Source organism: Paenibacillus sp. FA6 (assembly GCF_051550225.1).
In the GTDB taxonomy this organism is placed as follows: domain Bacteria; phylum Bacillota; class Bacilli; order Paenibacillales; family Paenibacillaceae; genus Paenibacillus_AQ.
In genome coordinates, this window is sequence record NZ_CP188820.1 from 754,106 (window position 1) to 779,818 (window position 25,713).

The 25,713-nt window shown below is 40.5% G+C and carries 24 protein-coding genes; 15 read left to right on the forward strand and 9 right to left on the reverse strand.

Annotation, left to right across the window (positions count from 1 at the left end; translation table 11 throughout):
* Positions 1–25 precede the first annotated feature (25 nt).
* On the reverse strand, positions 26–1,999 hold the full coding sequence (locus ACP8HI_RS03420; protein ID WP_438349738.1) for an LTA synthase family protein: 1,974 nt from the start codon (positions 1,997–1,999) through the stop codon (positions 26–28).
* 102 nt (positions 2,000–2,101) lie between these two features.
* Complete coding sequence (locus tag ACP8HI_RS03425; RefSeq protein WP_438349739.1) at positions 2,102–3,259, reverse strand: THUMP domain-containing class I SAM-dependent RNA methyltransferase; 1,158 nt, start codon at positions 3,257–3,259, stop codon at positions 2,102–2,104.
* 197 nt (positions 3,260–3,456) lie between these two features.
* Between ACP8HI_RS03425 and ACP8HI_RS03430 the strand changes: the two genes are divergently transcribed.
* Both ACP8HI_RS03430 and ACP8HI_RS03435 read left to right on the forward strand, forming a co-directional pair.
* The gene (locus ACP8HI_RS03430; protein WP_438349740.1) at positions 3,457–4,089 is read left to right on the forward strand and encodes an O-methyltransferase; all 633 of its coding nucleotides are present in this window, start codon (positions 3,457–3,459) and stop codon (positions 4,087–4,089) included.
* Positions 4,090–4,391: 302 nt separating this feature from the next.
* Positions 4,392–4,556 carry a hypothetical protein gene (locus ACP8HI_RS03435; protein WP_438349741.1) on the forward strand — a complete coding sequence of 55 codons (165 nt, stop codon included), beginning with the start codon at positions 4,392–4,394 and terminating at the stop codon, positions 4,554–4,556.
* Between the two features lie 221 nt (positions 4,557–4,777).
* On the opposite strand, the gene ACP8HI_RS03440 is transcribed toward ACP8HI_RS03435, so the two are convergent.
* A complete protein-coding gene (locus ACP8HI_RS03440) occupies positions 4,778–5,974 on the reverse strand; it encodes an MFS transporter (RefSeq protein ID WP_438349742.1) in 1,197 nt (398 codons plus the stop codon).
* 199 nt (positions 5,975–6,173) lie between these two features.
* Between ACP8HI_RS03440 and hemE the strand changes: the two genes are divergently transcribed.
* From hemE to ACP8HI_RS03470, 6 genes are all read left to right on the forward strand, one after another.
* On the forward strand, positions 6,174–7,217 hold the full coding sequence (hemE, locus tag ACP8HI_RS03445) for a uroporphyrinogen decarboxylase (protein WP_438349743.1): 1,044 nt from the start codon (positions 6,174–6,176) through the stop codon (positions 7,215–7,217).
* A 43-nt stretch (positions 7,218–7,260) separates the two neighbouring features.
* On the forward strand, positions 7,261–8,199 hold the full coding sequence (hemH, locus tag ACP8HI_RS03450) for a ferrochelatase (RefSeq protein ID WP_438349744.1): 939 nt from the start codon (positions 7,261–7,263) through the stop codon (positions 8,197–8,199).
* Positions 8,200–8,339: 140 nt separating this feature from the next.
* Positions 8,340–9,722, forward strand: coding sequence for a CapA family protein (locus ACP8HI_RS03455; protein ID WP_438349745.1), 1,383 nt, complete (start codon positions 8,340–8,342; stop codon positions 9,720–9,722).
* Positions 9,723–9,774: 52 nt separating this feature from the next.
* The gene (locus tag ACP8HI_RS03460; RefSeq protein ID WP_438349746.1) at positions 9,775–10,398 is read left to right on the forward strand and encodes a fumarylacetoacetate hydrolase family protein; all 624 of its coding nucleotides are present in this window, start codon (positions 9,775–9,777) and stop codon (positions 10,396–10,398) included.
* A gap of 3 nt (positions 10,399–10,401) precedes the next feature.
* Positions 10,402–11,199, forward strand: coding sequence for a DUF92 domain-containing protein (locus ACP8HI_RS03465; RefSeq protein ID WP_438349747.1), 798 nt, complete (start codon positions 10,402–10,404; stop codon positions 11,197–11,199).
* 48 nt (positions 11,200–11,247) lie between these two features.
* Positions 11,248–13,176 carry an ABC-F family ATP-binding cassette domain-containing protein gene (locus ACP8HI_RS03470; RefSeq protein ID WP_438349748.1) on the forward strand — a complete coding sequence of 643 codons (1,929 nt, stop codon included), beginning with the start codon at positions 11,248–11,250 and terminating at the stop codon, positions 13,174–13,176.
* 123 nt (positions 13,177–13,299) lie between these two features.
* Here the strand turns inward: ACP8HI_RS03470 and ACP8HI_RS03475 are convergent, their stop codons facing one another.
* The 5 genes from ACP8HI_RS03475 to ACP8HI_RS03495 form a co-directional block, all read right to left on the reverse strand.
* Positions 13,300–14,337 carry a M42 family metallopeptidase gene (locus ACP8HI_RS03475; protein ID WP_438349749.1) on the reverse strand — a complete coding sequence of 346 codons (1,038 nt, stop codon included), beginning with the start codon at positions 14,335–14,337 and terminating at the stop codon, positions 13,300–13,302.
* A complete protein-coding gene (locus ACP8HI_RS03480) occupies positions 14,318–14,659 on the reverse strand; it encodes a LapA family protein (RefSeq protein WP_438349750.1) in 342 nt (113 codons plus the stop codon). The genes ACP8HI_RS03475 and ACP8HI_RS03480 overlap by 20 nt, the downstream gene beginning before the upstream one ends.
* Before the next feature lie 115 nt (positions 14,660–14,774).
* A complete protein-coding gene (gene pepF / locus ACP8HI_RS03485) occupies positions 14,775–16,565 on the reverse strand; it encodes an oligoendopeptidase F (protein ID WP_438349751.1) in 1,791 nt (596 codons plus the stop codon).
* 208 nt (positions 16,566–16,773) lie between these two features.
* Positions 16,774–16,953 carry a hypothetical protein gene (locus tag ACP8HI_RS03490; protein WP_438349752.1) on the reverse strand — a complete coding sequence of 60 codons (180 nt, stop codon included), beginning with the start codon at positions 16,951–16,953 and terminating at the stop codon, positions 16,774–16,776.
* Positions 16,954–16,959: 6 nt separating this feature from the next.
* Positions 16,960–17,193: a hypothetical protein gene (locus ACP8HI_RS03495; RefSeq protein ID WP_438349753.1), complete on the reverse strand. Its 234-nt coding sequence runs from the start codon at positions 17,191–17,193 to the stop codon at positions 16,960–16,962.
* A 491-nt stretch (positions 17,194–17,684) separates the two neighbouring features.
* On the opposite strand from ACP8HI_RS03495, the gene ACP8HI_RS03500 reads away from it, so the two are divergent.
* The 5 genes from ACP8HI_RS03500 to ACP8HI_RS03520 all read left to right on the forward strand — a co-directional run bounded on the left by ACP8HI_RS03500 (position 17,685) and on the right by ACP8HI_RS03520 (position 22,044).
* A complete protein-coding gene (locus tag ACP8HI_RS03500; protein WP_438349754.1) occupies positions 17,685–18,428 on the forward strand; it encodes a YebC/PmpR family DNA-binding transcriptional regulator in 744 nt (247 codons plus the stop codon).
* Between the two features lie 178 nt (positions 18,429–18,606).
* Complete coding sequence (locus ACP8HI_RS03505) at positions 18,607–19,131, forward strand: RNA polymerase sigma factor (RefSeq protein WP_438349755.1); 525 nt, start codon at positions 18,607–18,609, stop codon at positions 19,129–19,131.
* Positions 19,128–19,898 carry a hypothetical protein gene (locus tag ACP8HI_RS03510; RefSeq protein WP_438349756.1) on the forward strand — a complete coding sequence of 257 codons (771 nt, stop codon included), beginning with the start codon at positions 19,128–19,130 and terminating at the stop codon, positions 19,896–19,898. Before ACP8HI_RS03505 ends, ACP8HI_RS03510 begins: the two co-directional genes overlap by 4 nt.
* Entirely contained in the window at positions 19,883–20,755 is an 873-nt protein-coding gene (locus ACP8HI_RS03515; RefSeq protein WP_438349757.1) for an ABC transporter ATP-binding protein, read from the forward strand. The genes ACP8HI_RS03510 and ACP8HI_RS03515 overlap by 16 nt, the downstream gene beginning before the upstream one ends.
* Entirely contained in the window at positions 20,752–22,044 is a 1,293-nt protein-coding gene (locus ACP8HI_RS03520; RefSeq protein WP_438349758.1) for a hypothetical protein, read from the forward strand. Before ACP8HI_RS03515 ends, ACP8HI_RS03520 begins: the two co-directional genes overlap by 4 nt.
* 36 nt (positions 22,045–22,080) lie before the next feature.
* Here the strand turns inward: ACP8HI_RS03520 and ACP8HI_RS03525 are convergent, their stop codons facing one another.
* Positions 22,081–23,415 carry a multi antimicrobial extrusion protein MatE gene (locus ACP8HI_RS03525; RefSeq protein ID WP_438349759.1) on the reverse strand — a complete coding sequence of 445 codons (1,335 nt, stop codon included), beginning with the start codon at positions 23,413–23,415 and terminating at the stop codon, positions 22,081–22,083.
* A gap of 204 nt (positions 23,416–23,619) precedes the next feature.
* On the opposite strand from ACP8HI_RS03525, the gene ACP8HI_RS03530 reads away from it, so the two are divergent.
* Together ACP8HI_RS03530 and pfkA are read left to right on the forward strand one after the other, a co-directional pair.
* Positions 23,620–24,723, forward strand: a complete 1,104-nt coding sequence (locus tag ACP8HI_RS03530; protein ID WP_438349760.1) for a tetraprenyl-beta-curcumene synthase family protein — start codon at positions 23,620–23,622, stop codon at positions 24,721–24,723.
* A gap of 18 nt (positions 24,724–24,741) precedes the next feature.
* Positions 24,742–25,713, forward strand: a complete 972-nt coding sequence (gene pfkA, locus ACP8HI_RS03535) for a 6-phosphofructokinase (RefSeq protein ID WP_438351693.1) — start codon at positions 24,742–24,744, stop codon at positions 25,711–25,713.

A 25,713-nucleotide genomic window follows, 5' to 3' on the forward strand; every position in this document is an offset into this window, starting at 1 on the left:
ATTTGTGGCGGTTTTTTCATGCGTTCTAATTCGTGTTCAATTTACTTAGCAAATCATATTGAATCACTTGATCTGAGACGTTGAGTTCAAGCTTAGCTTGATCAAAACCAACACGGCATCCACTGACTTCGGTTGTTTCTCGTGTGTTGAGATCATAGCAACTACCGTTCTCGAAGATGCCATCTGGTGATGGAATATAGAATACGTTGCTGTTTGTGAAAGCCCCTGAACGAAGAACTACAAAACGCTCATTGTCAACGAACAGATTATTGCCCAACATATGATAGGATTCTGTTGGAATTCCAAGCAGATGAAGAAGAGATGGGGTCATATCTAGCTGGCCAGAAGCTTCTGAGTATTCTCCTGCTTGGCTGCTATCGGGTAGATGAATCAGTAAAGGAACTTGGTTCATGATTTGTTCCATATCAAGCTCATTTAAGCTTTTACCTAGAAATTGTTCATAATAAGGTTTGTCTTTAATCGAATTATCATGATCTCCATATACAACAAGGATCGTATTATCCCAAAGTCCCTGTGCTTTCATTTGTTCGGCTAACTGCCCGAGTGCATCATCAGCGTAGTGGATCGCATGGAGGTAATTTCCGAATATGTTACCGCTAAATTCACCCACATCCAACTGTTGTTTGCTTTTTGGAATCGTATAGGGATGATGACTTGTAAGCGTAATAAGGAAAGAGTAGAAAGGCTGCTTGATTGACTTCATCTCATCTAATGATTGTTTGAGGAATGATTTGTCACCAAGTGACCAGCCCAGCGGTTCATCGATCGTATAATCCTTTTTGCTGAAAAATCGGTCGTAACCCATGTAGTTATACATAATGGTACGATTCCAAAAGCTACTATCATACGCATGAAAAACATTAGGTGAATAACCGTGATTTTTCAATATTGTAGGTAACATATCGTACTTATGATCGGGATAACGGATAAATGCAGAACCTGTGGGCAATGCGTGAAGTGAGCTGTGAGAGCTAAAGTCTGCATCAGATGTTCTTCCTTGTCCTGTCTGGTGATAATTATTGCTGAAATACATACTTTCCTTCATTAGTTTGTTGAAGTTCGGCGTAATCTCTTCGCCATTTATGTTCTTACCGATCATGAAGTTCATAAAAGCTTCAACTTGAATGACGATAACATTACTGTTCTTGTACTTTCCGAATAATTCGTTCGGTTCGGTTCGTTGTGCGCTTTTTTGTGCAAATAAATCCGCTATGCTATCTAATTCATCTTGTGGAAGCTGATGTTCAGGACCCAGATGCTCTTGTGCGTAGCGATAAATATCGTACCCATGGAAGCCAATCAACCCTGTTACATTGTAGATACTCATGTTCCACCAATTGCTGTCGAATAATCCTTTGGCCCAAGTTTCACTATAATATTTAATGGGAGCAAAGGTGAGGACGGCGCCGATTGCAAATATTAGAATTCCTGTGCTAAAGCGACGGATAACGCCTACGCTTCTATACGGTGATAATGGGGTATGGTGAATATGGAAAGTAGACTTACTCTTGTGTAGCAGAGTCATTCGGATGATGGCATAAACGATGAATAGAATCCAATCTATAAAGAATAATAGATCATTCCAATGTAGTAGTGATTGTATACTTTCCCCTAAAGAACTGACCTGTCCAGTCTGAAGAAGAACAGGGACCGTAATAAAGTCCTCGAAATAGCGATAATATACGAGATCGGAATACATGATTGCCGTCAAAAGGAAGTTCAATAAAACAAGTGATACGAGATAGCCACGACGAGGTAGCCAAAATGTCCAAAATGATACTAACATGACGGACCCTATTGCAATGATGTAATCTAAGAAACTCAGTTCTACATATAGAATGTGAAGACGGTTATCAATTAGAGTTAATTTATAAAGCATGAGAGCAATAAACAACGGATAGATGATATATCGAAATTGAAGGAGATTGCTGTACGATCTCCGGATATACCCAGCTGTGCTTTCTTTTTGAAAATACACGAATAGTTTCCTCTCTTTATTAACAGATTATAAATTTAATTATGAAAAAGAACGAACTCAGTAGTAAGAGTTCGCTCCTTTCTTTCAAGCGAAAAGTGAATGTTATTCACTAGGAGATATCTGTTTGTGACGAGGTGGAAGTGGTCCTAGATATTGATAATACTGACACTCGATCGTTCCGTTGTAGAGCTTGCGACGTTTATCGGCTTTTTTATTGAAAAGTTGTTCAAAACGTTTAGTTGAACTGATCGCAAAAAATGACCAAGATGGTAGTCCTACTGCCATTCGTCCTAATTCACGAATAAGCTTATCGACCTCTTCGATTTCACTTAATCGTTCACCATAAGGAGGGTTTGTAATGATACAGCCGAAGTCTCCTTTGGGTCTTGCTTTGGTGATAGGTAGAACTTCCAATTGAATATCTTTGGCGAATCCAGCACTGTTTACGGCGGCTTGAGCAACCTCTATTGCTGCTGGATCAATATCACTTCCGGATATTTGTAATGGAATATCATCACGTATCGAATCAAATGCTTCTTCCCGAGCTTCAGACCACAGAGCTTCAGGGATAATCGGCCAATCTTCAGAATTAAAAGTACGGCGTAATCCAGGAGCGATATTCCAACCGATCATAGCCGCCTCGACTAAGAGCGTACCAGAACCGCAACATGGATCGTAAAAAGGTCTTGTTGGATTCCAACGGCTTAATTGGATGAGGGCAGCAGCCATCGTTTCCTTAATTGGAGCTTCGGTTATGAGCTTACGATATCCGCGCTTATGAAGACCAGAGCCAGTTGTATCCAGCGTGATCAAGGCAATATCATTCAACATAATAACTTCAATCACATAGCGTGGTCCATCTTCAGGAAACCATTCTGTATGGTAAGTCAGATTTAATTTGTCGACGACTGCTTTCTTAACGATACTTTGACAAGCAGGCACGCTACTTAGCTGTGACTTAAGAGAACGTCCTTCAACCGGGAATTCACCATTCTGAGGAATAACGTCCTGCCACGGTAATGCTTTGGTTCCTTCGAACAATTCATCGAAAGTAGTGGCGGTGAATTCGCCCATTTTGATCAGAATACGGTCCGAGGTACGAAGCCATAAATTACAACGACATATATCGATTAAATCTCCACTAAAGGTGACACGTCCATTCTCGACCGTCATATCATGGTAACCAAGTTCTTTTAATTCACGAGCTACGATAGACTCTAAGCCCATTGGTGCAGTAGCAATAAGTTGTAAGTGAGCCATGTAAATAATTCAACCCCATCCGGCCATCCTTGCCGCCTCACGGGCACCATCAGGAGACCTATAAATTTCATGCAGTCTTGCCGATTTTCGACAAAACACATACAATAATGACATTAGTAATCCATAACGATGCAACCAAACATCAATTATAAAACAAATAGGCTAATATGGAAAGTTAGTTAGAGGAGGAAAAGGAATTGAATCTTACCCCTGAAGAATATGTTAACCAATTGTATAAAGATGATGAGCAATTGGAGCAGGTGAAAGAAAGCATTAGAGAGCTGGGAATGCCAGAAGTATCAGTGGCTCCCGCATACGGAAGGCTCCTAACGATACTTGTTCAGACCTCCCGTGCAGAAAGTGCGATTGAGATCGGTGCTCTTGGAGGATATAGCGGAATTTGTATTGCAAAAGGGCTTCCTGTACATGGACAATTACTTTCCTTGGAATTAAAGGAGGAGTACGCGAAGTTAGCGAAAGAGAATCTTGAGATAGCAGGATTCGGTACCTGTGTAGACTACATGATAGGTCCTGCGCTTGATAGTTTGGAACGACTTAAGCAAGACGGACGAAAATTTGATTTCTTTTTTATTGATGCTGATAAAGAAAATTACCCATTGTATCTAGAATATGCTATTCAGTTGGCGAATCCAGGCTCTGTCATTGTGGGAGACAACTGCTTCTTACGTGGACGAACGTTGAACCCAGAGAAGAATGGTCCAGCCGTGCAGGGAATGCGCCGTTTCAACGAGCAAATCGCTTCTGATGATCGACTAGTTAGCACGTTGCTCCCAGACTACGATGGTTTGTCGATTTCATGGGTGAAATGATGACTTACGTTACAATTTCATATTGGTCTTTTTTCATAGAATAGTGCCGGTAGGTTCCGTTAAAAAGGAATCGAAACTACATTTAGTCAATTATTCCTACAAGATTCCATCCATATTCCATGAAAGATCTTAAATTCCGGATGTAATTCAGTGGATATGCATGGAGTGGCGACGTTAGATTGACGAGCAATGCTTCGTGCATGAAGGTAGTGAAGGTGAGGTTAGAATAGATGCAGAAAGTACATTTAATTAGCAGGAAAAGTAGGGAAAGAGAGAATTAGTTGTACAAAGGACAGTTAAAAATGGCGATAACGCAGAAAAATGGAGTTTCCAGTAATTTAGATGTACTCCATGCAACTAAAGTTAGCTTCAGAGGGATTGGGTTGAATTTAGTTGTATTTATAGCAGCTAAAAGTGAATGGTGGAGGCGGAAAGTGACTAATGGTGTTGCAGTTTATACCTGCTAGCGATACAGTGTATCCCTGGCATCGGAAACTTAAACTTCTTCGCTATAGGAACTCTTTCACCAAGGACGCCGAAAGGCGTCTTTTATTAAATATAAGAAAGTATAAGTTTCACTTGATACTCTATTCCTTATATTTCCGCTGAAACGGGTGCTGTCCTTGAAAAAGGACGACATAGCGGTTTCTACTTGCACATAGTTGGAAGCTTGTTCATAATACCGTCGCTAGTTCGTTGGGGAATAAAGCTTCAACCTTACCCACACCACGTTCAGTAGTAGCAAGCAACCCGAAACGATAAACAAACCCTCGATACCAATAAAACCTGATAAAAGACCTCCAATGAGTGCACCCATCATATTCCCAAGGGAAAGTGTACTGCTGTTAAATCCGAATGCTCGACTCTCCATGCCGTCAGGAGTATAGGAGCGTATGAGGGAATTCACGCTCGGTAGTAATCCTCCCATAAAGATTCCCATGAGGAAGCGGATCACGATGAGCTGCCACACATTTTGAACGAAAGCTTGAGGAATAATGGTTAGAGCTGTTCCTATTAATGCGTAAGTTAGAATGCGATGTGAGCCGAACTTATCACTTATTTTACCGAGAATTGGTGATGAAATCATATTAGAAATTCCTGTTACGGCTAAGACTAGACCTGCCCAGAAAGCAATATTAACGGTTGAAGCATGCAACTTCTGCACATACAGTGGGAGCAACGTCATAGGGCTTACCATTGCGAACTGCAATAGGAAAGTCACTGCAAAAAGCGCCAGTAATTGAGGGATATGTGCCAGCTCTTTAAAACCTTGCATAACAGAAACCACGGGTGCGTGGGAAGCTTCTTCGCGATCAAACGTTTCTTTGACAAAGAATAGTGCTAATAAAGAAGCGGCAAGTACTAAAGCCCCAGTGATATAGAAAATGGGACGGAATCCGATGAGATCTGCCAAGCTGCCACCAATTAGTGGACCTAGAATAGTACCAGCTACGATACCAGATTGCATGATACCCATTGCGAACCCCATACGAGCTTTCGGCGCTGTTCCTGATATGAGTGAGATGGCCGCAGGATTGAAGCCAGATATGGTTCCGTTCAGAAGACGTAGTAATAGTAATTCCCACGGGTTTCGTGCAAAACCCATAAGGATAATGACAATAGCCATCCCAAATCCAGATCGTAGCAACATAATTTTACGTCCATATCGATCAGCTAGTTTACCCCATAATGGTTGAAATATGAAAGCCGTCAAGAAATTCGCTGCAAAAATGACCCCAGCCCATATACCAATTTCATATTCGCCCTGTACTCCTAAATCCTTAGCAAGATATAAAGCTAGAAAAGGTGTGATCATTGTTATTCCAGCATTGACGAGAAATTGACCGATCCAAAGAACAATAAGATTTACTTTCCAAGTGTTCACGTGCCGCACACGTCCTTTCTAAGCTGTGATTTCGATTTCTCAAAAAAAGAACAATATATCATTATATCATAAAAAACGATGTATCAGCGGATAATAATGTCATAGTATTGTCATGACATTAGCCTTTGAGACAGTTGTTACTTACTTTTAAAAAGGGCATAATAATAAGTAGGGAAATTATTATACTGGAGGCTAACTGATGACGTACAATGACGTATTCACGAGAGCTTGTTATAAGCAGGAAGTGAAGCATGTACCCGTATGGTACATGAGACAAGCAGGTCGAACTGATCCTGATTATCGTAAAATTAAAGAGAAATATAGCCTTCTTGAAATTTGTCGTCAACCGGAGCTGGCAGCTGAAATCACATTAATGCCTGTAAAGAAGCTAGGCGTTGATGCCGCTATTCTTTACTCTGACATTATGAATCCTGTAGCTTCACTCGGAATTGATTTCGATATTGTTAAGAATATAGGTCCAGTTATAAACAATCCTATACGAACGGCAGCAGATATTGAACGTCTTCGTCCCATTGATGTGGACAAGGATCTGAGCCATATCATGGAGACCATCCGAATTCTGGATAAAGCATTGAAAGTTCCTCTGATCACTTTTGCAGGAGCACCTTTCACAATAGCCAGCTATTTAATTGAAGGCAGACCATCCAAAAGTTATATTCTTACCAAGACTTTGATGTATAATGAGCCGCATCTTTGGAATACACTGATGGACAAGCTGGGAGATATGGTCATTACATATGTAAGAGCCCATATTGCTAATGGCGGTAAGGCTTTTCAATTATTTGATAGTTGGGTGGGGGCATTGTCTCCGAAGGATTTCGAAAAGTTTGTGCTTCCAACGATTACTCGTATCTTTTCCGAACTATCCGATTTGAATGTACCCAAGATTTATTTTCCAGGCGTAAGTTCAGGGGAACTCTTACCTACGCTCACCAATATTCAGTCTGATGTGATGGGTCTGGATTGGAGAGTGTCGATTTCTGAAGGACGACGAAGAACGAATGGACGCTTCGCTATGCAAGGAAACTTAGATCCATATATATTAACTGCACCTATAGATGTTATTAAACAATATGCCAAAGAAATTATTGATGATGGAATACAGGAACCTGGCTTTATATTTAATTTAGGGCATGGATTATTCCCAGAAGCATCACTTGATAAACTTCGTGAATTAACAGAATTTGTTCATGAATATTCTGCTTCTCAATTAAAAAAGTAAAGAATGTCATATAAACCTATACTGAGTTTGAGGTGGTAATTTCGTGAAATCCAAAGTAGGCGTATTGGTTATGTCATATGGAACACCAGAGAGTCTAGAAGGAATTGAAGCTTACTATACGCATATCCGCAGAGGACATCCTCCTACTCCGGAGCAACTTCAAGATTTAGTGAGTCGTTATGAAGCAATTGTAGGTGGAGTATTTCCCCTTCGTGAGAACACTAACCAACAGGTAAGAGAATTACAAGCTATTCTTAACCAAGGTATAGATCAATCCGAGTTTGAGTATGTATGTTACCAAGGACTTAAGCATGCTGCGCCTTTGATAGAAGATGGTGTGGAGCAAATGGCTAAAGATGGGATCAAGCGAGCGGTAGGGATCGTATTGGCACCTCATTATTCAGTAATGAGTGTTGGGAGCTATATTAAACGAGCTCAAGAAAAATCAACGGAGCTAGGCATAGAAATGACTTTCGTAGAGAGTTATCATGTCCATCCGCAATTGATCCAGGCGCTTAGTGAGCGTGTAAGTGCGAAGCTGGATCAATTCGAGGAAGCTGGTGCTAACCGTAAGGATGTCATGGTGTTATTTAGCGCACACAGTCTTCCGAAACGGATACTCGAAATGGGAGATCCATATCCAGAGCAATTGTTGGAAACCTCTCGTGCGATTGTTGAGCAGACAGGTGTGACGCAATGGCAGTTCTCGTGGCAAAGTGCTGGACGAACAGCTGAGCCATGGCTTGGACCTGATGTTCTGGATACACTACAAGAACTCAGTAAAGAACAGGTGAAGAATGTGCTTGTCGCCCCTGTTGGCTTCGTATCTGATCATTTGGAAGTGCTATATGACTTAGATATTGAAGCTCAAGCGATCTCGAAGGAGCTAGATATCCGTCTAATGAGAACAGATTCATTGAATAGTGATCCTCTCTATATGGAGACCCTACGTGATGCAGTACGGGCTTCTTTTGAAAAATAGTCCAGCGATATGTCGTAAGCTCGAAATATGATAGAAGAACTCCCGAATTCGTTCGGGGGTTCTATTTGTTTGCCGTAACCTGATATACTGAATAGAGTCATAGAAGTGAGTATTTAATATTGTGTGAGAAGGAGTAAATAATGCAATTATCACGTTCTAATAAAAATAGGTCGACTAGAAAGAAAAAGAACAGGCGTTTTAGAAAATCATGGGTGTTGCTTAATGCGTTTCTTGTTTCTATGATTGTTGTTCTATTGTCCTATCATTGGATCACAGAAGGGAAACAAGCGAAAGAGAGTGAAGCAATCGCAATAGAGAGTCCTGTTATTGAAGCTGATAAGCTTGGTGCTGAGATTGAACCCACTACTCCTAAAGCGGTAGAGCAGGATCAAATAAGTAAGAATGAGACACCAAAGAAAGCCGACGTAACTAAACCTGTAACCAAAGCTAATGAACCTGTTGAACCTGATGATTCTAACGTACCTAAGGATTCTACTAAACCTGATAATTCTGCCGAACTTGAAGCTCCTATTGAGTCGGATGATTCCAGCCAGATTATTGCGAACTCAGATAGTATTCTTACGTTCAATTTCGCAGGAGATATGATGTTTGCAGGAAAAGTAGAAGGCATGCTGAAAGAGAAAGGATACGACTATCCCTTTGAACATTTGGGTGAACTTTTTCATAATGATGATTTAACGATCGCTAATCTTGAGACGCCAGTAACTACATCTGGAGTCGAAGCAATCAATAAACAATATGTATTCAAGTCTTCACCTAAGGCGCTAGATGCCCTAAAGAAGGCAGGAATGGATGCGGTAGGTCTTGCTAATAATCACATACTGGATCAAGGCGTTCCTGGCCTGCTGGATACATTGAAGTATTTAGGGGAAAGTGGGATTCAGTATGCGGGTGCGGGTAAGAATGCGGATGAAGCGTATGCACCTACATATTTCACACGTCAAGGGGTTAAGATTGCGCTTATTGCCGTTAGCCGTGTTGTACCCGATAAAGATTGGCATGCTGGGAAAGGCAAACCGGGTGTTGCTACGGTATATAATCCAGACGAAGCCCTTAAATCTATTGCTACCGCTCGTACGAAGGCAGATATCGTTATCGTGATGGCACATTGGGGCAAAGAGAAAGAATTGCAACCAATAAAGAACCAGACAGAGTTGGCTCATCAATTCGTAGATGCTGGGGCAGATCTCGTGATTGGGGCACATCCTCATGTTCTTCAAGGACTTGAGCAATATAAAGGCAAATGGATCGCTTATAGTACAGGTAATTTCATATTTACTAAATCGAGCACCGCTTCTACATGGAAGACAGCTATATTCGCAACCACCTGTACTCCTAAGGGGGATTGCAAGATTAAACTTATCCCTTTCCATACTGAAGTAGGTCAACCCGTTCCCATGTCTGATACAGAAGGGCAACAACTGTTTCAGGATATAGAGAAATTATCTATTGGTGGTGTGAAAATAAATAAGGATGGTACCGTCGTCATGCCTAAATCATAATTAGTACTAACCTTTTGGCATAAAATAATGGATATAAAGGACTGATAAACCGATGGATTCAATGATTCGTAATGTTTATTGTGTGGGCCGTAACTACAGGTTACATGCAGCAGAGCTTGGAAATGACATACCGCAAGAACCGATGATATTTATGAAACCTTCTCATGCAATTGTTCCACTGGATAAAAGCGTAATTGCTTTGCCAAAGGATCAAGGTGCAGTTCATTATGAAGGAGAAATGGTGTTTCACATCAATCGGGATTATGAGGCAGGGATTACGGTGGATGAATTGGTTGATGTGATGGCATTAGGAATTGATTTCACATTGCGTGATGTTCAACAGGTCATTAAGGAAAAGGGCCATCCTTGGACAGCAGCTAAAGGATTCAAATCATCTGCACCATTGACATCATTCATTCCTTTTCCAGGGATAGAAGGGCTTGTGTCACAAGATTTCACGGTTATTATGAATAAAGTCGAAGTACAGCGTGGTAATGCGAGTGATATGATCTTTTCTGTGCAGCAAATTGTAGACTATATCGGTTTACATTATGGACTAGGCAAAGGAGATATCATCTTCACAGGTACTCCCGCAGGCGTTGGATCGGTATCTTCAGGTGATGAATTTGAACTCTTGTGGGGAGATAACCAGCTTGGAAGCTGTGTCATTGCATAACAGATGATGTGGATTATAGGCGTTGTGTGCGCATTAATGGTGTCTACGGCAGCATATCGGAAGAAATCACTCTCAGGTTCAGGTGCGGCGGCAGCTACCATCATGGGGACTGTTTACTTCGCTGAAGGAGGGCTATTCTGGTTCGGAATTCTCCTTGTATTCTTTGGTTCCTCTTCTGTGATATCCAAGTTTCGCCACAGTCATAAGGCGGAGATGGAGAAGTCTTACGCGAAGACTGGGCGGCGTGATGCAGGACAAGTGCTAGCAAACGGTGGTCTCGGAATGCTCCTATGCATTCTGAATGCCATATGGCCTCATCCAGAATGGGGAATTCTATTTATAGGCATCATGGCAACGGTGACAGCAGATACTTGGGCAACGGAGATAGGTAGCTTAAGCACCAAGCCTCCACGTTCGGTCTTGAATGGTAAAGTATTAACAGTTGGGACATCGGGTGGAGTATCCATCCTTGGAAGTGCGGCTGCGGCAACGGGTGGAGCTATGATTGGGGGATTCGCATGGATCTTTGAAGCGCTATTGGCATGGGACTTTCAATTGCAGTCGCTTCTGAATTGGGTATTAATAGGTCTTATTGCTGGATTAGCAGGGGCGTTTACAGATTCGATATTAGGTGCCACGATTCAAGTTATGTATCAGTGCCCTGTTTGTGGTAAAGAGGTGGAAGCGTTGCATCACTGTGAGCAGACTACGAAGAGAATTCGTGGTTGGATCAGAATGAACAATGATGCCGTAAATATGTCGAGCTCTATCGTTGGAGCGATAGTAGCATTCATGCTATAATCAAATGATTGCCAACCAAATAAGAAAAGTTAGTAGGGAAAATTAGAGATGAATATATTAACGGTAGAACATATAAGTAAAAGTTATGGAGAAAAGGTACTATTTAAAGATGCTTCTTTCGGTATGGAAGATCAGGATAAAATTGGGATCGTTGGTGTGAACGGAACGGGGAAATCAACTTTCTTACGTATAATTGCCGGGTTAGAGAAGCCAGATGAAGGCCAAATCTCTATTGGGAATGGTGTTAGAATTAGAACACTAGCGCAGAATCCTGATTATGATCCGGAAATGACCGTTTTACAGCAAGTATTCCAAGGAAATGATCCGCAAATGAAAGTCGTACGTGACTATACAGTAACGATGGACTTATTAGATCTTGATCCTTCAAATGAGAAGGTGTTAGAAAGACTGTTGGATCTAAATCAAGAGATGGATACACTACAGGCTTGGAATCTTGAAAGTGAAGCGAAGATTATTCTGAATAAACTCGGAATTACACAGTTTGAGGACTTGATGGGAACGCTGTCTGGTGGGCAACGGAAGCGTGTAGCATTGGCTAACGCCCTAATCCAACCTTGCGAGTTGTTAATTCTAGATGAGCCTACGAATCATATCGACACGGATTCTGTTGCATGGCTTGAGCAATATTTACAGAAGCGGCGTGGTGCATTACTCATGATTACCCATGACCGGTATTTCCTCGATCGAGTGGCAAATGTCATGTTGGAGCTTGACTATGGACGGTTATTTCGATATCAAGCCAATTATTCAGCATTCTTAGAATTGAAAGCAGATCGCGAAGATAGAGAGGCATCTACAGAGCATAAGAGACAGAATCTACTTCGGAGTGAGCTTGCTTGGATGCGTAAGGGACCTAAGGCGAGATCTACCAAACAGAAGGCACGGATTGATCGCTATGAAGAAATGAAAGATCAGCAAGGGATACAGCGAGCTGGAGCGATGGATATGTCGGTGGCGTCGAGCCGTCTTGGACGTAAAATTCTAGAGATAGATCATCTACACAAAACAAATGATGATACCGTTCTTATTCAGGATTTCAGTTATATTGCTGTGCCTGAAGATCGGGTGGGTATTGTCGGACCGAACGGTACTGGGAAGTCCACGCTACTTAATCTCATAGCTAGTAGACTCCAGCCGGATGGCGGAGAGATAAGTTTGGGCACTACCGTAAATATTGGTTACTTCACTCAAGAGCATCAAGAGATGAATGAGAAACAGCGTGTTATTGAATATATTAAAGAAGTAGCGGAAATTATTACCACGGCAGATGGAAGTACCATTACAGCCGGACAAATGCTGGAACGGTTTTTGTTTCCTCCTACACTTCAATGGACGCCAATCTCCAAATTATCTGGTGGGGAGAAACGACGTCTTTATCTACTGAGAGTACTCATGGGAGCACCAAATGTTCTGTTGCTTGATGAGCCTACCAATGATCTTGATATTCAGACATTGGCTGTCTTGGAACAATATTTAGATGAGTTTCCTGGCGTGGTATTTGCAGTATCGCATGATCGGTACTTTTTGGATCGGACGGTAGATAAGATTATTGCGTTTGAAGGGGAAGGAAACCTTAGAGTTCATGTAGGTTCCTATAGTGAATATGAGGAATGGATGACTAAGAATGTTTCCAAAGGACCGGATCGTCAGCGCGATGATCAACCTGCAGAACCAGTACACAAACCAAGTATTGTTTCCAAAAAGGAAAGCGAAGCCGAATCTTCTCGTGAGAAGATTAAGTTCAGCTTCAAAGAACAGCGGGAATATGAGCAGATCGATAGTCTAATTCAGGCTGCTGAACAGAATATAGTGGATATAAACAAACAGATGGAACAATCCTTTAATGATTCTGCGCGGCTACAGGAGCTTATGCATAAGCTTGAGGAAGCACAGCAAGGACTTGAACATCTGATGGAGCGTTGGACGTATTTGAATGAATTAGCAGAGAATATGTAAGAGTAAGAAATCTTAGATAGATGCAACAAAAAAGGCACAGTGCGTAATTCAAAGCACTGTGCCTTTTATTTAAAGATAAGAAAGTATAAGTTTTACTTGATACTCTGCTTGTGAAAAAAACGATTACTGCTGTAAATAAGCTGCAAGCAACTTTGTCGTATTGAAGATAGCTTGCTTATGTGTACGTTCCATAGCATGAGAGGCATGAACACCTGGACCAATAAGAGCGGCACGAATATTGTTGCCTGCTCTAAGCGCAGCAGAGGCATCAGATCCATAATACGGATATACATCGACGGCATACGGAATGTTCTCTGATTCGGCTAATGAGATGAGACGGCTTGTCATATCGTAATCGTAGGGTCCGGATGAGTCTTTTGCACATATGGATACATCCGTTTCCTTACAACTGAGATCATCGCCAATGCAGCCCATATCAACTGCAATCAGCTCCTCGATATCATCAGGTATGGAGGAAGCACCGTGCCCGACCTCTTCGTAATTGGAGATCAGAATCTTTAGTGTAGTACGTGGTTTCCAGCTTTCACGCTTCATAGATTCGAGCAGACCGAAAAGCGCAGCAACACTGGCCTTATCGTCGAGATGACGTGATTTAATATATCCACTGTCCGTAACGATGGCTCTTGGATCAAAGGATATGAAATCACCGACGGAGATTCCTAATTTCTTGACATCATCTTTACATTCTACAAGCTCATCAATACGCACTTCCATATGTTCTTCTAGACGCTTGAATTCACGAGCATCGCTGTAGACATGGACGGAAGGATGGGTACTTAGAATAGTTCCGGTATAGTTCTTACCACTACGCGTATGTATGGTACAGTATTCATTCTCAATAGCCTGCAGCATGAATCCACCGACTAAAGAGAGCCGAAGTGTACCTTCAGGCTTAATAGCTCGAACCATAGCGCCTAAAGTGTCTACATGTGCGCTGAGGCCTATTGTACGGCTATTGTTATGTCCTTGGACGGTTAAGATAGCACCGCCCTTCTGATTCCATGTCAGGGGAACCTCAAGGGCTTTGGCTTCTTCCTCAATCCATTTCATGACATGAGCCGTGAATCCGCTAGGACTTGGTGTGTTAAGTAACTTTTGAAGAAAATTTATAATATATGTCTCATTTGGTTGGATTGACAACGGGGTCTACCTCCTTAAAATCTTCCGTGCTGGGTGCTGAATTGGGCTCGATAGGTGGTAAATAACCAGTTTCTTTAATGACTAGCTCCAGTTGGGTAGATAGACGTTTTATTTCTTTCTGTAGCTTATATTGCCTGTAAATACCATAGGAACCAACTATTATACCTCCGATAAGCGTACAGCCCAGTATTAGCAGAATGAGTGGGATACTTACCTCGCTGAAATAAAAGTTTACATGAACAGGATTCACATTAATGACAGCAAATAAGGCAGTTAATAGGGCAAATACAAGTCCAGCGATCAATGACCATTGCATTTTCATATAGACATCTCCTTTCAAGAGGTTGTTCAAAAAGTCATCTTTTGAACTCGCACTTTAATCACATTATAAAATCCCCTGACCAAATGGACAAGGGATTTTATAATAGTCTTACATATTACTTGGTTAGTTGCTCCATTTGAGTTATTAATTGTTCGAATACGCCCATAGCATCTCGGATCGGTTGTGGTGAAGACATATCCACGCCCGCTTTACTTAGAATATTAATGGAGTAGTCGCTTCCCCCACTCTTAAGGAATCCTAGATAACGATCAACTGCTGGCTGACCTTCCTCCAAGATTTGTTTGGAGAAGCTAGTCGCTGCTGAGAAGCCAGTAGCATACTTGTATACATAAAAGCTGTTATAGAAATGTGGAATACGTGCCCATTCCATCCCAATATCTTTGTCGACTGTCATATCCGGACCATGATATTTGAGATTCAATTCATAGTAGATATCCGAGAGTGCTTGCGGAGTAAGGGATTCACCTTGTTCAGCATGTTCATGGATTAATTTCTCGAATTCTGCAAACATCGTTTGTCTAAATACCGTTGTGCGGAATTGATCCGCATAATAAGTAAGAAGATACATTTTTTCTTTAGGATCAGTTGATTTCTTCAATAAGTAATCCATCAACAGCGCCTCATTCGTAGTAGAAGCCACTTCCGCCAAGAAAATAGTATATTGTGCATCACGATACTTCAACGCATTATCAGAATAGTATGAATGTAATGCATGACCCATCTCATGAGCTAGTGTGAACATACTATTAAGATTATCTTTATGATTCAAGAGGACGTAAGGGTGTGTACCATAAGCTCCCCAGCTATATGCGCCAGTTCGTTTCCCCTCATTCTCGTAGATATCAATCCATCCTTGATCATAACCTGTCTGCAAAGCACTTAGATAATCTTCACCAAGTGGTTTCAAGCCATCCTTAATGGTTTTCTTTGCTTCTTCATAGGTAATGTCCATCTTGTATTCATCTACAAGAGGAGCGAAGAGATCGTACATGTGTAATTCATCGACCCCGAGCAGTTTCTTACGAAGTTTCATGTAACGATGAAGTAAAGGCAAACTCTCATGAATCGTATCGATTAGATTGGTGTACACTTCCTTCGGAATGTTGTCGCCATACAGGGACATATCAAGTACAGAAGGGTATTTACGCACACGTGAGTAGAAAATATTCTTATTGACGTTAGCGCTTAGCGTTGCGGCAATAGTGTTCTTCTGTTTAGCATAAGTTTCATAGACTGCTTTGAAAGCACGACTGCGAACTTCACGATTAGGGCTCTCTAGATACTGAATGTAGCTACCATGAGTCAGTTCAACTTCTTTACCATTCTCATCTTTGATCTTAGGGAATTTCATATCTGCATTGTTAATCATACCGAAGATCGTTTGCGGAGCTTGAGATAAGTTGCCTACCTGAGCTAACAGAGCTTCTTCAGTCTTCGTTAGAACATGAGCCTTTTCACGTTTCATTTCTTGCAGAGTGAATTTGAAGTCAGATAGGGCTGAATCCGCAATGAAGGCGTCTAGTTTATCATCTGGGAGAGACAGAATTTCTGGTGTCACAAAAGAAAGAGCCTCATTCGCGTCGACACTTAACTTTTTAGCCTTTTGGGTTAGTGCTTGATATGTAGGATTGGTTGTGTCCTCATCATGATGCATATGAGCATATACATATAGACGCTCGACATGATTAGAAATATCATCTTCAAGTGTAAAGCATTCTTTCACGGACTTAACCGTATTTAACTTTCCTTCTAAGTTTGTTACAGTGGATAGTTTCTTTTGAACGTCGGCGTAAGCTTGGTCCCAATTCGATTGGTCAGCATACAAATCTTGCAGGTTCCATTGATGGTCCTCAGATACTTCTGAACGGTTCAATAATTGATCCATGGGAATCCTCCTCACGTGATTTGAGAATAAAGGTTGGGTTCCTTGTGATGCAGTGATGGGGGTGGAAAAGGGAGTGGACAATATACTAAGAGTGAGTACAAGCGATACAGTTTTGGTTAAGATGACCAAAGGTGTACCTCCTTTGCATATACAATTAACCCTTAGTATATCCAGCCCTACACGTATTATTACAAATCTCCCATCAAACTTAGGAACCCATATTTATAAAACTAATGACGATTAAGAAAAAAGAAATAAGGATCATAACGATGGCGGTAAGAGCCATCCAACGCTTTAATGGTGGTGGGACGGAATTCTTGCCCATGATAAGGGCAATACCAAGAGCAAAAGCGCAAATGGTAAAGATTAGAGTGCTACTTGAGTCCATTGTAAATTAAACTCCTTTGAAGGCCGCTATGATCGTACGCCATTCGTCTTCATTACCGATATACTCTTCTTTGGGAAAACGATTATTTGCCCAATTCATCAAAGCAGGCCGACTTAGAAAAGTTTGAGTTTCTTCTCCCCATTGATCGGAGATTTCACGAAGTACGAGATACTTTCCTTGAACTTCGACGGTCATCATATTCCAATTGTCTTTTTTGTATATTTCATGTTTTTTTATCATATTCACATTTCTCCGTTTGCTCTTTTGATAAAATGATAACGCAGACGCACTTATAAAAGCAAATAAAAACGGAGAAAAGGATGCTTATTGTACAAAAATAATAAAATTCATGTATTCTAATGGTGTTTGGATCTGTTTTTTATTAAATATGTAAGAAAGCATAAACTCCTTGAAAGAGGACGGCATAGCCATTTCTGCTTGCTTAAATGTATGTCAAATAATCATATTCATGCCTTTGACCGAATTAGCGTTAGAATGATACACTAGTAGCTATGAAATAATCAATTTTATAGAGGTTGTTCAAAAAGTCATCTTTTGATCACGAAGGTTAGCAGGGGGCGTATTCGACATCGAAGATTGAATTCAGCCGGTCCCTCCGGTGCTCACGTAGGTACTGCCTACGCTCCGCTCCTCACTCCCTATCTTCATTCAATCTTCTCGGTGCTGAAAAACTGACTTTTTGAACATACACTTATAGGGAGCGCTCCGTTATGAAGTTTAAGTTATTTAAAGATCGTAAAGGGAAAGCAGATCAGGCTAAAAATAATAAATTTGTGAAGCTTGGCCGGGAAATCTATGTACAAGCTCGTAAAGGCGGACCTAATCCAGATGCGAATTTCGGTCTAAAGACGGCTATCGCGAATGCACGGCAGATTAACATGCCTGTCGATAACATTGAACGTGCGATTAAGAAAGCCTCCGGTAATAGTGATAATGTAGAATACGACGAAATTTACTATGAAGGTTATGGCCCTGGTGGTGTAGCTATCATGGTGAAATGTCTGACAGATAACCGCAATCGTACGGCTGCGGATGTAAGATCCATATTTAATAAGCTTGGAGGAAACATGGGCGAGTCTGGTTGTGTTTCTTATATGTTCGATCAAAAAGGTATGCTTATTATTGATCGTGAGAAATATGAAGATTTGGATGAGGATACATTGATGCTTCAGGCCATTGAAGCTGGTGCTGAAGATGTCATAACGAATGATGACAGTTTTGAGGTGTTAACTCATCCGCATGAATTTGAAACGATCAAAAGGCTATTGGAAGAAGAAGACCTTGAATTTAGTAGTTCTGAAGTAAGATGGATTCCCCAGAACACGATTGATGTTGAAGGTGAGAATGCAGAGAAGCTACTACGAATGATGGATATCTTTGAAGACAATGATGATGTTCAAGATGTGTATACAAACTTCGAGATTAGTGAAGATGAAATAGAACGTATCGGATAACAAACCAGCTTACCCAAACCATAAATGCACTGCACCTTGGAGTTACGAGGATGCAGTGTTTTTTTTCTCTCAAAAAATAAATAAAGCTTAGTTAAATCCTTTTTATCTGTTAGAACGTTAATCTAGTTGTAAGACTCAAAAATGGAGGAGGGAGCTTTTTGAATGGAGGCGGTAATCATTGGATGATAAAAAACTCATAAAACAGATACAACAGGGAAACAGCGAATTACTTGATGTATTAATTCGGAAATATTACAAGGATATTTATACGTTTTGCTACAGAAAAACAGCGAATTCCAATATTGCCGCTGATCTTACCCAAGAAGTATTTTTAAAACTTGTTCATTACATTCATAGCTATGTTCATAATGGGAAATTTAAAAATTATCTTTTTACGATAGCAAGAAATGTTTGTAATGATGATTACAGAAAGAAAAGGGATGTCATTCCATTTGATGAGGGTTTTGATGTACCAGTAAACGATGAAAATTTGACTAATGTAGAACAGTCGGAAATTGTCATACAAGCTTTAAATGTTTTACCTGATACACAAAAGGATGTAGTTATTCTTAGATTTTATCATGATATGAAGGTAAGGGATATTGCCGAGATAACCAAATCAAGTCTCGCTACGACAAAATCAAGATTAAAGCAGGGATTGGATAAGCTCAAGAAGATCATAAGGAAGGAGGATATATTTTGAAGGATAAAAGAATCAAAAATACGTTGAGAAACTACGCTATTCCAGAGATATCGGATTCACTGATTGATGATACGGTTCGTCTTGCTAAAGGGGAGTTCGAAAGAATAGGTATCAAATACAAAATGTCATTTAGAGAGATACTTGTAGGTCAGATTAAATATATTTCTCCTTATTTATGGGTCATCCAAGCTACACTACTTCTTATCGTTTCGGGGTTTTTGCTAATTTCAAATAGTACCCAAAATGTATATCAGTCAGTAATCGCCACACTTTCCGTGTCATCCCCCATTATAGCTCTTGTGGTCATACCTGAACTTGCCAAAAGTTTTAATCATCATGTGTGGGAGATGGAAGCTACCTGCAAATTTAATCTCCAAAAGTTGATTGCCATTCGTCTTATGATCATTGGTACTCTGGATTTGTTTGCTATCACCATCATGGTGATCATTACGAGTGCTTTTTATGAATTGAGCCTTATCAACGTTATCTTGTACATACTTGTACCGTTTAATCTGGCAAGCAGTATTTATTTAACGATTTTAAGGAGAATTCGAGGTAACTCAGCGACAATTATTTGTTTAACAGCAGGAATATTTATGGCTTTAGGAGTTGGAATACTTGCAGTATACAGTGAGCTATTTACATTAACATCTACTTTTATTTGGATCACACTGTTTATAATATCAACCGCTGTCTTAGCGTATGAAATTATGAATATGTTTAAGTCATTTCAAGAAGGAGAGAAATTAGAATGGAACTTACGATAGACAAACTTACTAAGCATTATGGCGATACGATTGCTGTAGATACGTTTTCAATTGTGTTACAACCAGGTATTTATGGCTTGCTTGGTGCGAACGGATCTGGGAAGACAACTCTGATGAGAATGATTTGTGACATCTTACAACCAACATCGGGTGGAGTAGAATATAACAACGTAAATATTACAAAACTGGGTGAAGAGTATCGGGATATATTGGGATATTTACCGCAACATTTTGGATACTATCCTGATTTTAAAGCATACGATTTCTTAATGTATTTTGCTTCGTTAAAAGGATTGCCCCATTTCAAAGCGAAAGAAAAAAGTTTGGAACTGCTCGAAACTGTAAATCTTACGAAAGAAAAAAATAAAAAGATTAAAAGCTTTTCTGGAGGGATGAAGCAACGATTAGGCATTGCTCAAGCGATGCTTAATGACCCGAAAATTTTAATACTTGATGAACCGACCGCAGGTCTTGATCCAAAGGAAAGAGTTCGATTCAGAAACCTAATTAGTAAGTTTGGAAAAGACAGAATTGTTATCTTATCTACCCATATTGTATCCGATGTCGAATATATTGCTGATGAGATCATTGTGATGAAAAGTGGCCAATTATTAAACAAGGGCGATGTGACTCAAATTACAAAAAGTATAGAAGGTTTTGTTTGGGAATGTACCGTATCCGATAAGGAAGCCGAATATTTGAATAAAACATACACAGTTAGCAATTTAAAAAATATTGGTAATCAGGTTAACTTGCGGATTATCGCAGAGACAAAGCCTTGCGATGGTGCAGTGAATACACCTCCAAACCTTGAGGATTTATATTTGTATTATTTCGAGGAGGAGCTAGTAACATGAGAAGTTTAATCTCTTTTGAACTAAAGAAAATAATGGGTAGACGTATGACGGTTGTAGCTTTATTAGGAGCGATCCTTCTAAGTATATTATTTTTTGTTTTTAGTGTGATTAGTGAAAAACACTACAGTTCCGATATTCAAACGCTTCATGGACTCGAGGCAATCAGCTCTGATCGGGATGCAATGGAAGCGCTAAAGGGATATTTGACGGATGAGTATATTAACAAACGGGAAGCAGAACGAGCGGCTATTGAAAATAACCCTGAAAATTTGGAGGAAATACCTGAAGAGGCATTAGCAGAAAAAAAGAATGCAATGAGGGGATTGGGATATTCAGAGGATCGAATTGAGAAAATACCTGTGATGAGGCTGAAGGATGAAGTGTACGTAAGTGAATTCGGCAAATACGAATTGCTTGGTAGCCATCTTGGGTTAATCGTTCGAATCCCTAAGATCATATCTGAACTTGAGGCTGGTGACCTGAATGAGATTTATGAGAATAGGCCAGCACAGTTTAGAGGCGCGCAAAGTCCAGCTTTGATAGATAAAGAGATGAGTAAACTCCTCAGTATGTATCAGCAAGTTAACAAGCCCTATTATTATGACTATTATTTCGGATGGGAACGCCTCAGTCGAAATTTATCTTCGCTTGTTGCAATCATTTTAAGTGCAGTGATTGTCATCGGTCTGTCGCCAGTCTTTTCTCAGGAATACAGTAACCATACGGATGCCATTATATTGCCGACGAAACACGGGAAAAATAAGTTAATTGTAGCTAAATTCGTCAGCTCATTATTATTCACAACAGCTGCTTATCTCTTATTTGCGGCAATCAATTTCGGTTTATATGCTGCTGTTTATGGATTAACTGGGTACAATAGCGATGTTCAGCTTGATTTACTTTATTACCAATCACCTTACAATCTAACCTTTGTAGGTTTGAATTTGTCAGTCTTAGGTTTAAGTTATATTGGTTTAATCTTTATCGCTGCTATGACGCTATTTATATCATCCAAAGGAAAAAATCCGTTTATCTGCGTCATTCTTTCAGCATTGGCACTTTATATTCCCATGATTGACTTGGCGAGTGTATCTGATCTAGCTGAAAAAATCATGTCATTGTTCCCTGTCAACATCATGAATGCATACGAACATTTCGAGTTAGGTGTGTTCTATAATCTATTTGGTACACGCTTGTTGCAACCCATTATGATGGCAATAACTGCTATAGTTATTTCTGCTTTACTTGTAAGGTGTACGTACAAGTCATTTAAAAATCATCAGGTGTAAGTGTTTAACAAACTTCTCAGACAATTGTTCTTACGATTATAAATGTTCCTTCTGAGTCTGCTGTCTTTGTTCAAGCAAAGGTTCTTTGTTTGTGCGACGAATAACGATCCAAACAATCGCCAATTCAGCTAGCAGTCCAAAGGACTGGGAGAGCGCACCAACCATTCCGTTCCATCCGGGCGAAATGAGTATTAGGATAACTAAGAATATGATTGTACAAACGGCGTTTGCAGTCTGGGAACGGAACATGGCTTTTGTCTGACCTCGAAGAAGTATTAAGCCATTCCCATAGTCAAGCCAGGGCATGACTAGTGTATATAGTGCGAAGGCACGTAACGTAAGTAGACTCTCATTTAACAATTGTCCATTAACGTTCATCATATGTTCTAGTACCCATGGGCCAAGTGGTGTGTAAGCGACACTTACAAGTAGCGCGAAAGGGATAAACCCGATGCTGAGCGCGAACCTTTTGACCAGAGGAGCATTAATATTGTAAAAGTTCAACACAATCTGATGAATATAAGTGAAGAAACTCAGCATTAATTGCATCAGGCTACTAGCAACGGCAAAGGCAGATATCGACAAGAGTATACCAGTCGTTTTTCCAAGCATGATATTAATCATCGGACCAATAAACATAGCGACGAAGGAGGATAGCAATAAAGGTTTATAGAACGAGAATACATCAGCCTTCGATTCAACTTCATGATCTATTTGTTTGAGCGGCATGTTACGTGCGATGTTGTTCCCTTCCCAATAACTTACTGCTGCTTCTATGATCATCCCTGATAAGAATATAATTGCACCAACACGTCCACTTGTAATATTGTCAGAAATAACGAAATATAGGGAAAGTGCATACATAACAGCGAGACGGAAGATCATACCAATCGTTAACCATTTCGTGCGATTATGACTAATGATGACACCTTGATATATATTGCGAATGACAGAAAAGATGCTAACAAACATGAGGATCTGGTAGACATCGATGACAGAAGACAATAGGCTAGAATCTACTCCAAATAAATATTTGAATATGCCATGACCAACAGGTGTGTATACGATTAGAAAGCCTACAAGCATGACAAATGCTAAAAAGACTTTGGTTACATAGGTCAAGGCTTTAAATGATATTCTATCTCTGACTAGTGCTGAGCACGTCTGCCTCAATAAAGAGGATGGACGCTCTGTAATGGTTAAAAAGCTTAATGCGATGGCATAACTAGCAATGACGGTTTCGGGATTCGCGGCTTGAGCTAGTGTCCCATTGATAATGACATGTGAAATGGTCACTAGTGATGCGGCTACGCCAAGAGGGAGGAAAAAGCTGAATAATTTTCTCCAAGTGAGTGAGTCATCTATAGTCATGGATTAAAAACTCCTTATTAGTTTAAGGTTATACGGTAATGATAGTATATCATATGGAATGGGATACGGATGTGAATTGGTCTGATTTCGACATGTTTCTTCATACTAATGTAGAATAGTTAAGAAACGTGACTTAGTTTATTTGTACAAAAGGTGGGTACATATTATAATAATAATAATTTGGTCAGGAATAAGTAGACAATCATGTGGAGGCACCCGTCAGTGAATGATAATGTGCAACACCTAAATCAAGTTCCTCGTAATCCATTAAGTCTCATGAGCCGGGTATATAAACATATTTTGCCGGAAGTGCGCAGAGAATTAGGCGCTTGGCGCGAGATAGCTATCGAAATCCCGGATCCAGAGTTACGGACGCAGGCACTTGCCAGCATCGATACGAAACAATTTCATTGTCAAGGTGGTGCTGTTTATGCAGCCATTGGTCTGCCGGATAGGAACGTTTTAATTCGTCTCATCGTCTCTTATCAAACTATTAGTGATTATCTTGATAATTTATGTGATCGAAGTACGTCCATGGATCCAGAGGACTTCAGATTGTTGCATCAGTCCATGCTGGATGCGGTTGATCCTCAAGCAGAACAATGCGATTATTATGCTATGCATCAGGAAGTGGATGATGGTGGTTATCTATCTAGATTAGTTGAGACCTGTCAGACTTGCATTCGAATGCTTCCAGGTTATAGTGCTGCGAAGCCGTACATAAAGGATCTGGTTAGTCTGTATACGGATCTGCAGGTATATAAGCATATTGATCCGCAGCTAAGAGAAGAGGCACTACTGGATTGGTGGTCATCGGAAAGGTATAGAGCACCCCATTTGGAGTGGCAAGAATTTGCTGCTGCTACGGGATCTACCTTAGCAGTATATATGTTATTTCTTGCTGCATCGAATGAAGGGTTATCCGGTGATGAAGCGGCTTCTATTCATAAATCTTATTTCCCACATTTATGTTGTCTACATATTTTGTTGGATTATTTGATTGATCAGGAAGAAGATCGCTTGGGCGGGGATCTTAATTTTTGCAACTATTATAATGATTCCGAAACGATGTTGCAACGAATTACTATGATTGTGGAGTCTGCAAGAAAAGACGTTATTACAATCCCGTCGACTTCATTTCATCGAATGATCATTGAGGGTTTATTGGCCATCTATTTATCCGATCCGAAAGTTAGTGAGCAACAGGAAGTCGTTACTGCTTCAAAGCATTTGATGAAAGGGAGCCCGCTTACCAGGATCTTCTTCTTCATCAATAGCCGATGGATTCGTAAATATTGGTACAAGTGATAAATAAGGAGGAAAAAGATCATGTCAGTCAAAAAAATAGCAGTATTAACAAGTGGTGGAGATTCTCAAGGCATGAATGCAGCGGTTCGTTCTGTAGTTCGGAGTGGATTGTACTATGGTTTGGAGGTATATGGTATTCAAAGAGGGTTCCAAGGACTTCTCAATGATGATATATTCTCCATGGATCTACGGAGCGTGGGAGATATTATTCAGCGCGGGGGAACCGTTCTTCAGTCTGCACGATGTAAAGAGTTTACGACTCTAGAAGGTCAACAAAAAGGTGCGGAAATTTTGCGTAAGCACGGAATTGACGGTCTAGTAGTCATCGGTGGCGATGGGTCTTACCATGGCGCTAATAAGTTAAGTAAGTTGGGAATTAATACGATGGCCTTGCCGGGGACGATTGATAATGATGTTTCTTTTACGGATTTCACAATAGGATTTGATACTGCCGTAAGTATTGTCGTGGATGCGATTAATAAACTTAGAGACACGATGTCGTCTCACGAGCGTTCATCGATCGTAGAAGTTATGGGTAGACACTGTGGCGATATTGCATTATACGCTGGGCTAGCATCAGGCGCAGAGACCATTCTTGTACCTGAGGTTTCTTACGATATGAATGAAATAGCGGATCGCATGGAGCAGAATTTCGCTCACGGTAAACGTCATAGCATCGTAGTCGTTGCTGAAGGTGCCGGTAGTGGGGAAGATGTCGCTAGACAACTGGTTGAACGTTGCCCTTCATTGGAGCCACGAGTAACTGTGCTAGGTCATATTCAACGTGGGGGTACACCAACGCCAGCAGACAGAAATCTTGCAAGTCGTTTAGGTGATTTCGCGGTACGGATGCTCATTAAAGGTGAATCGGATAAAGCTTGTGGAATCATTAAAAATGAGTTAGTGCTGACCGATATTGACAAGGTCGTTAACAGTAAGAAAGATTTCAATATGGAATTGTATGAATTGGCAGCACGACTGTCTCAATAA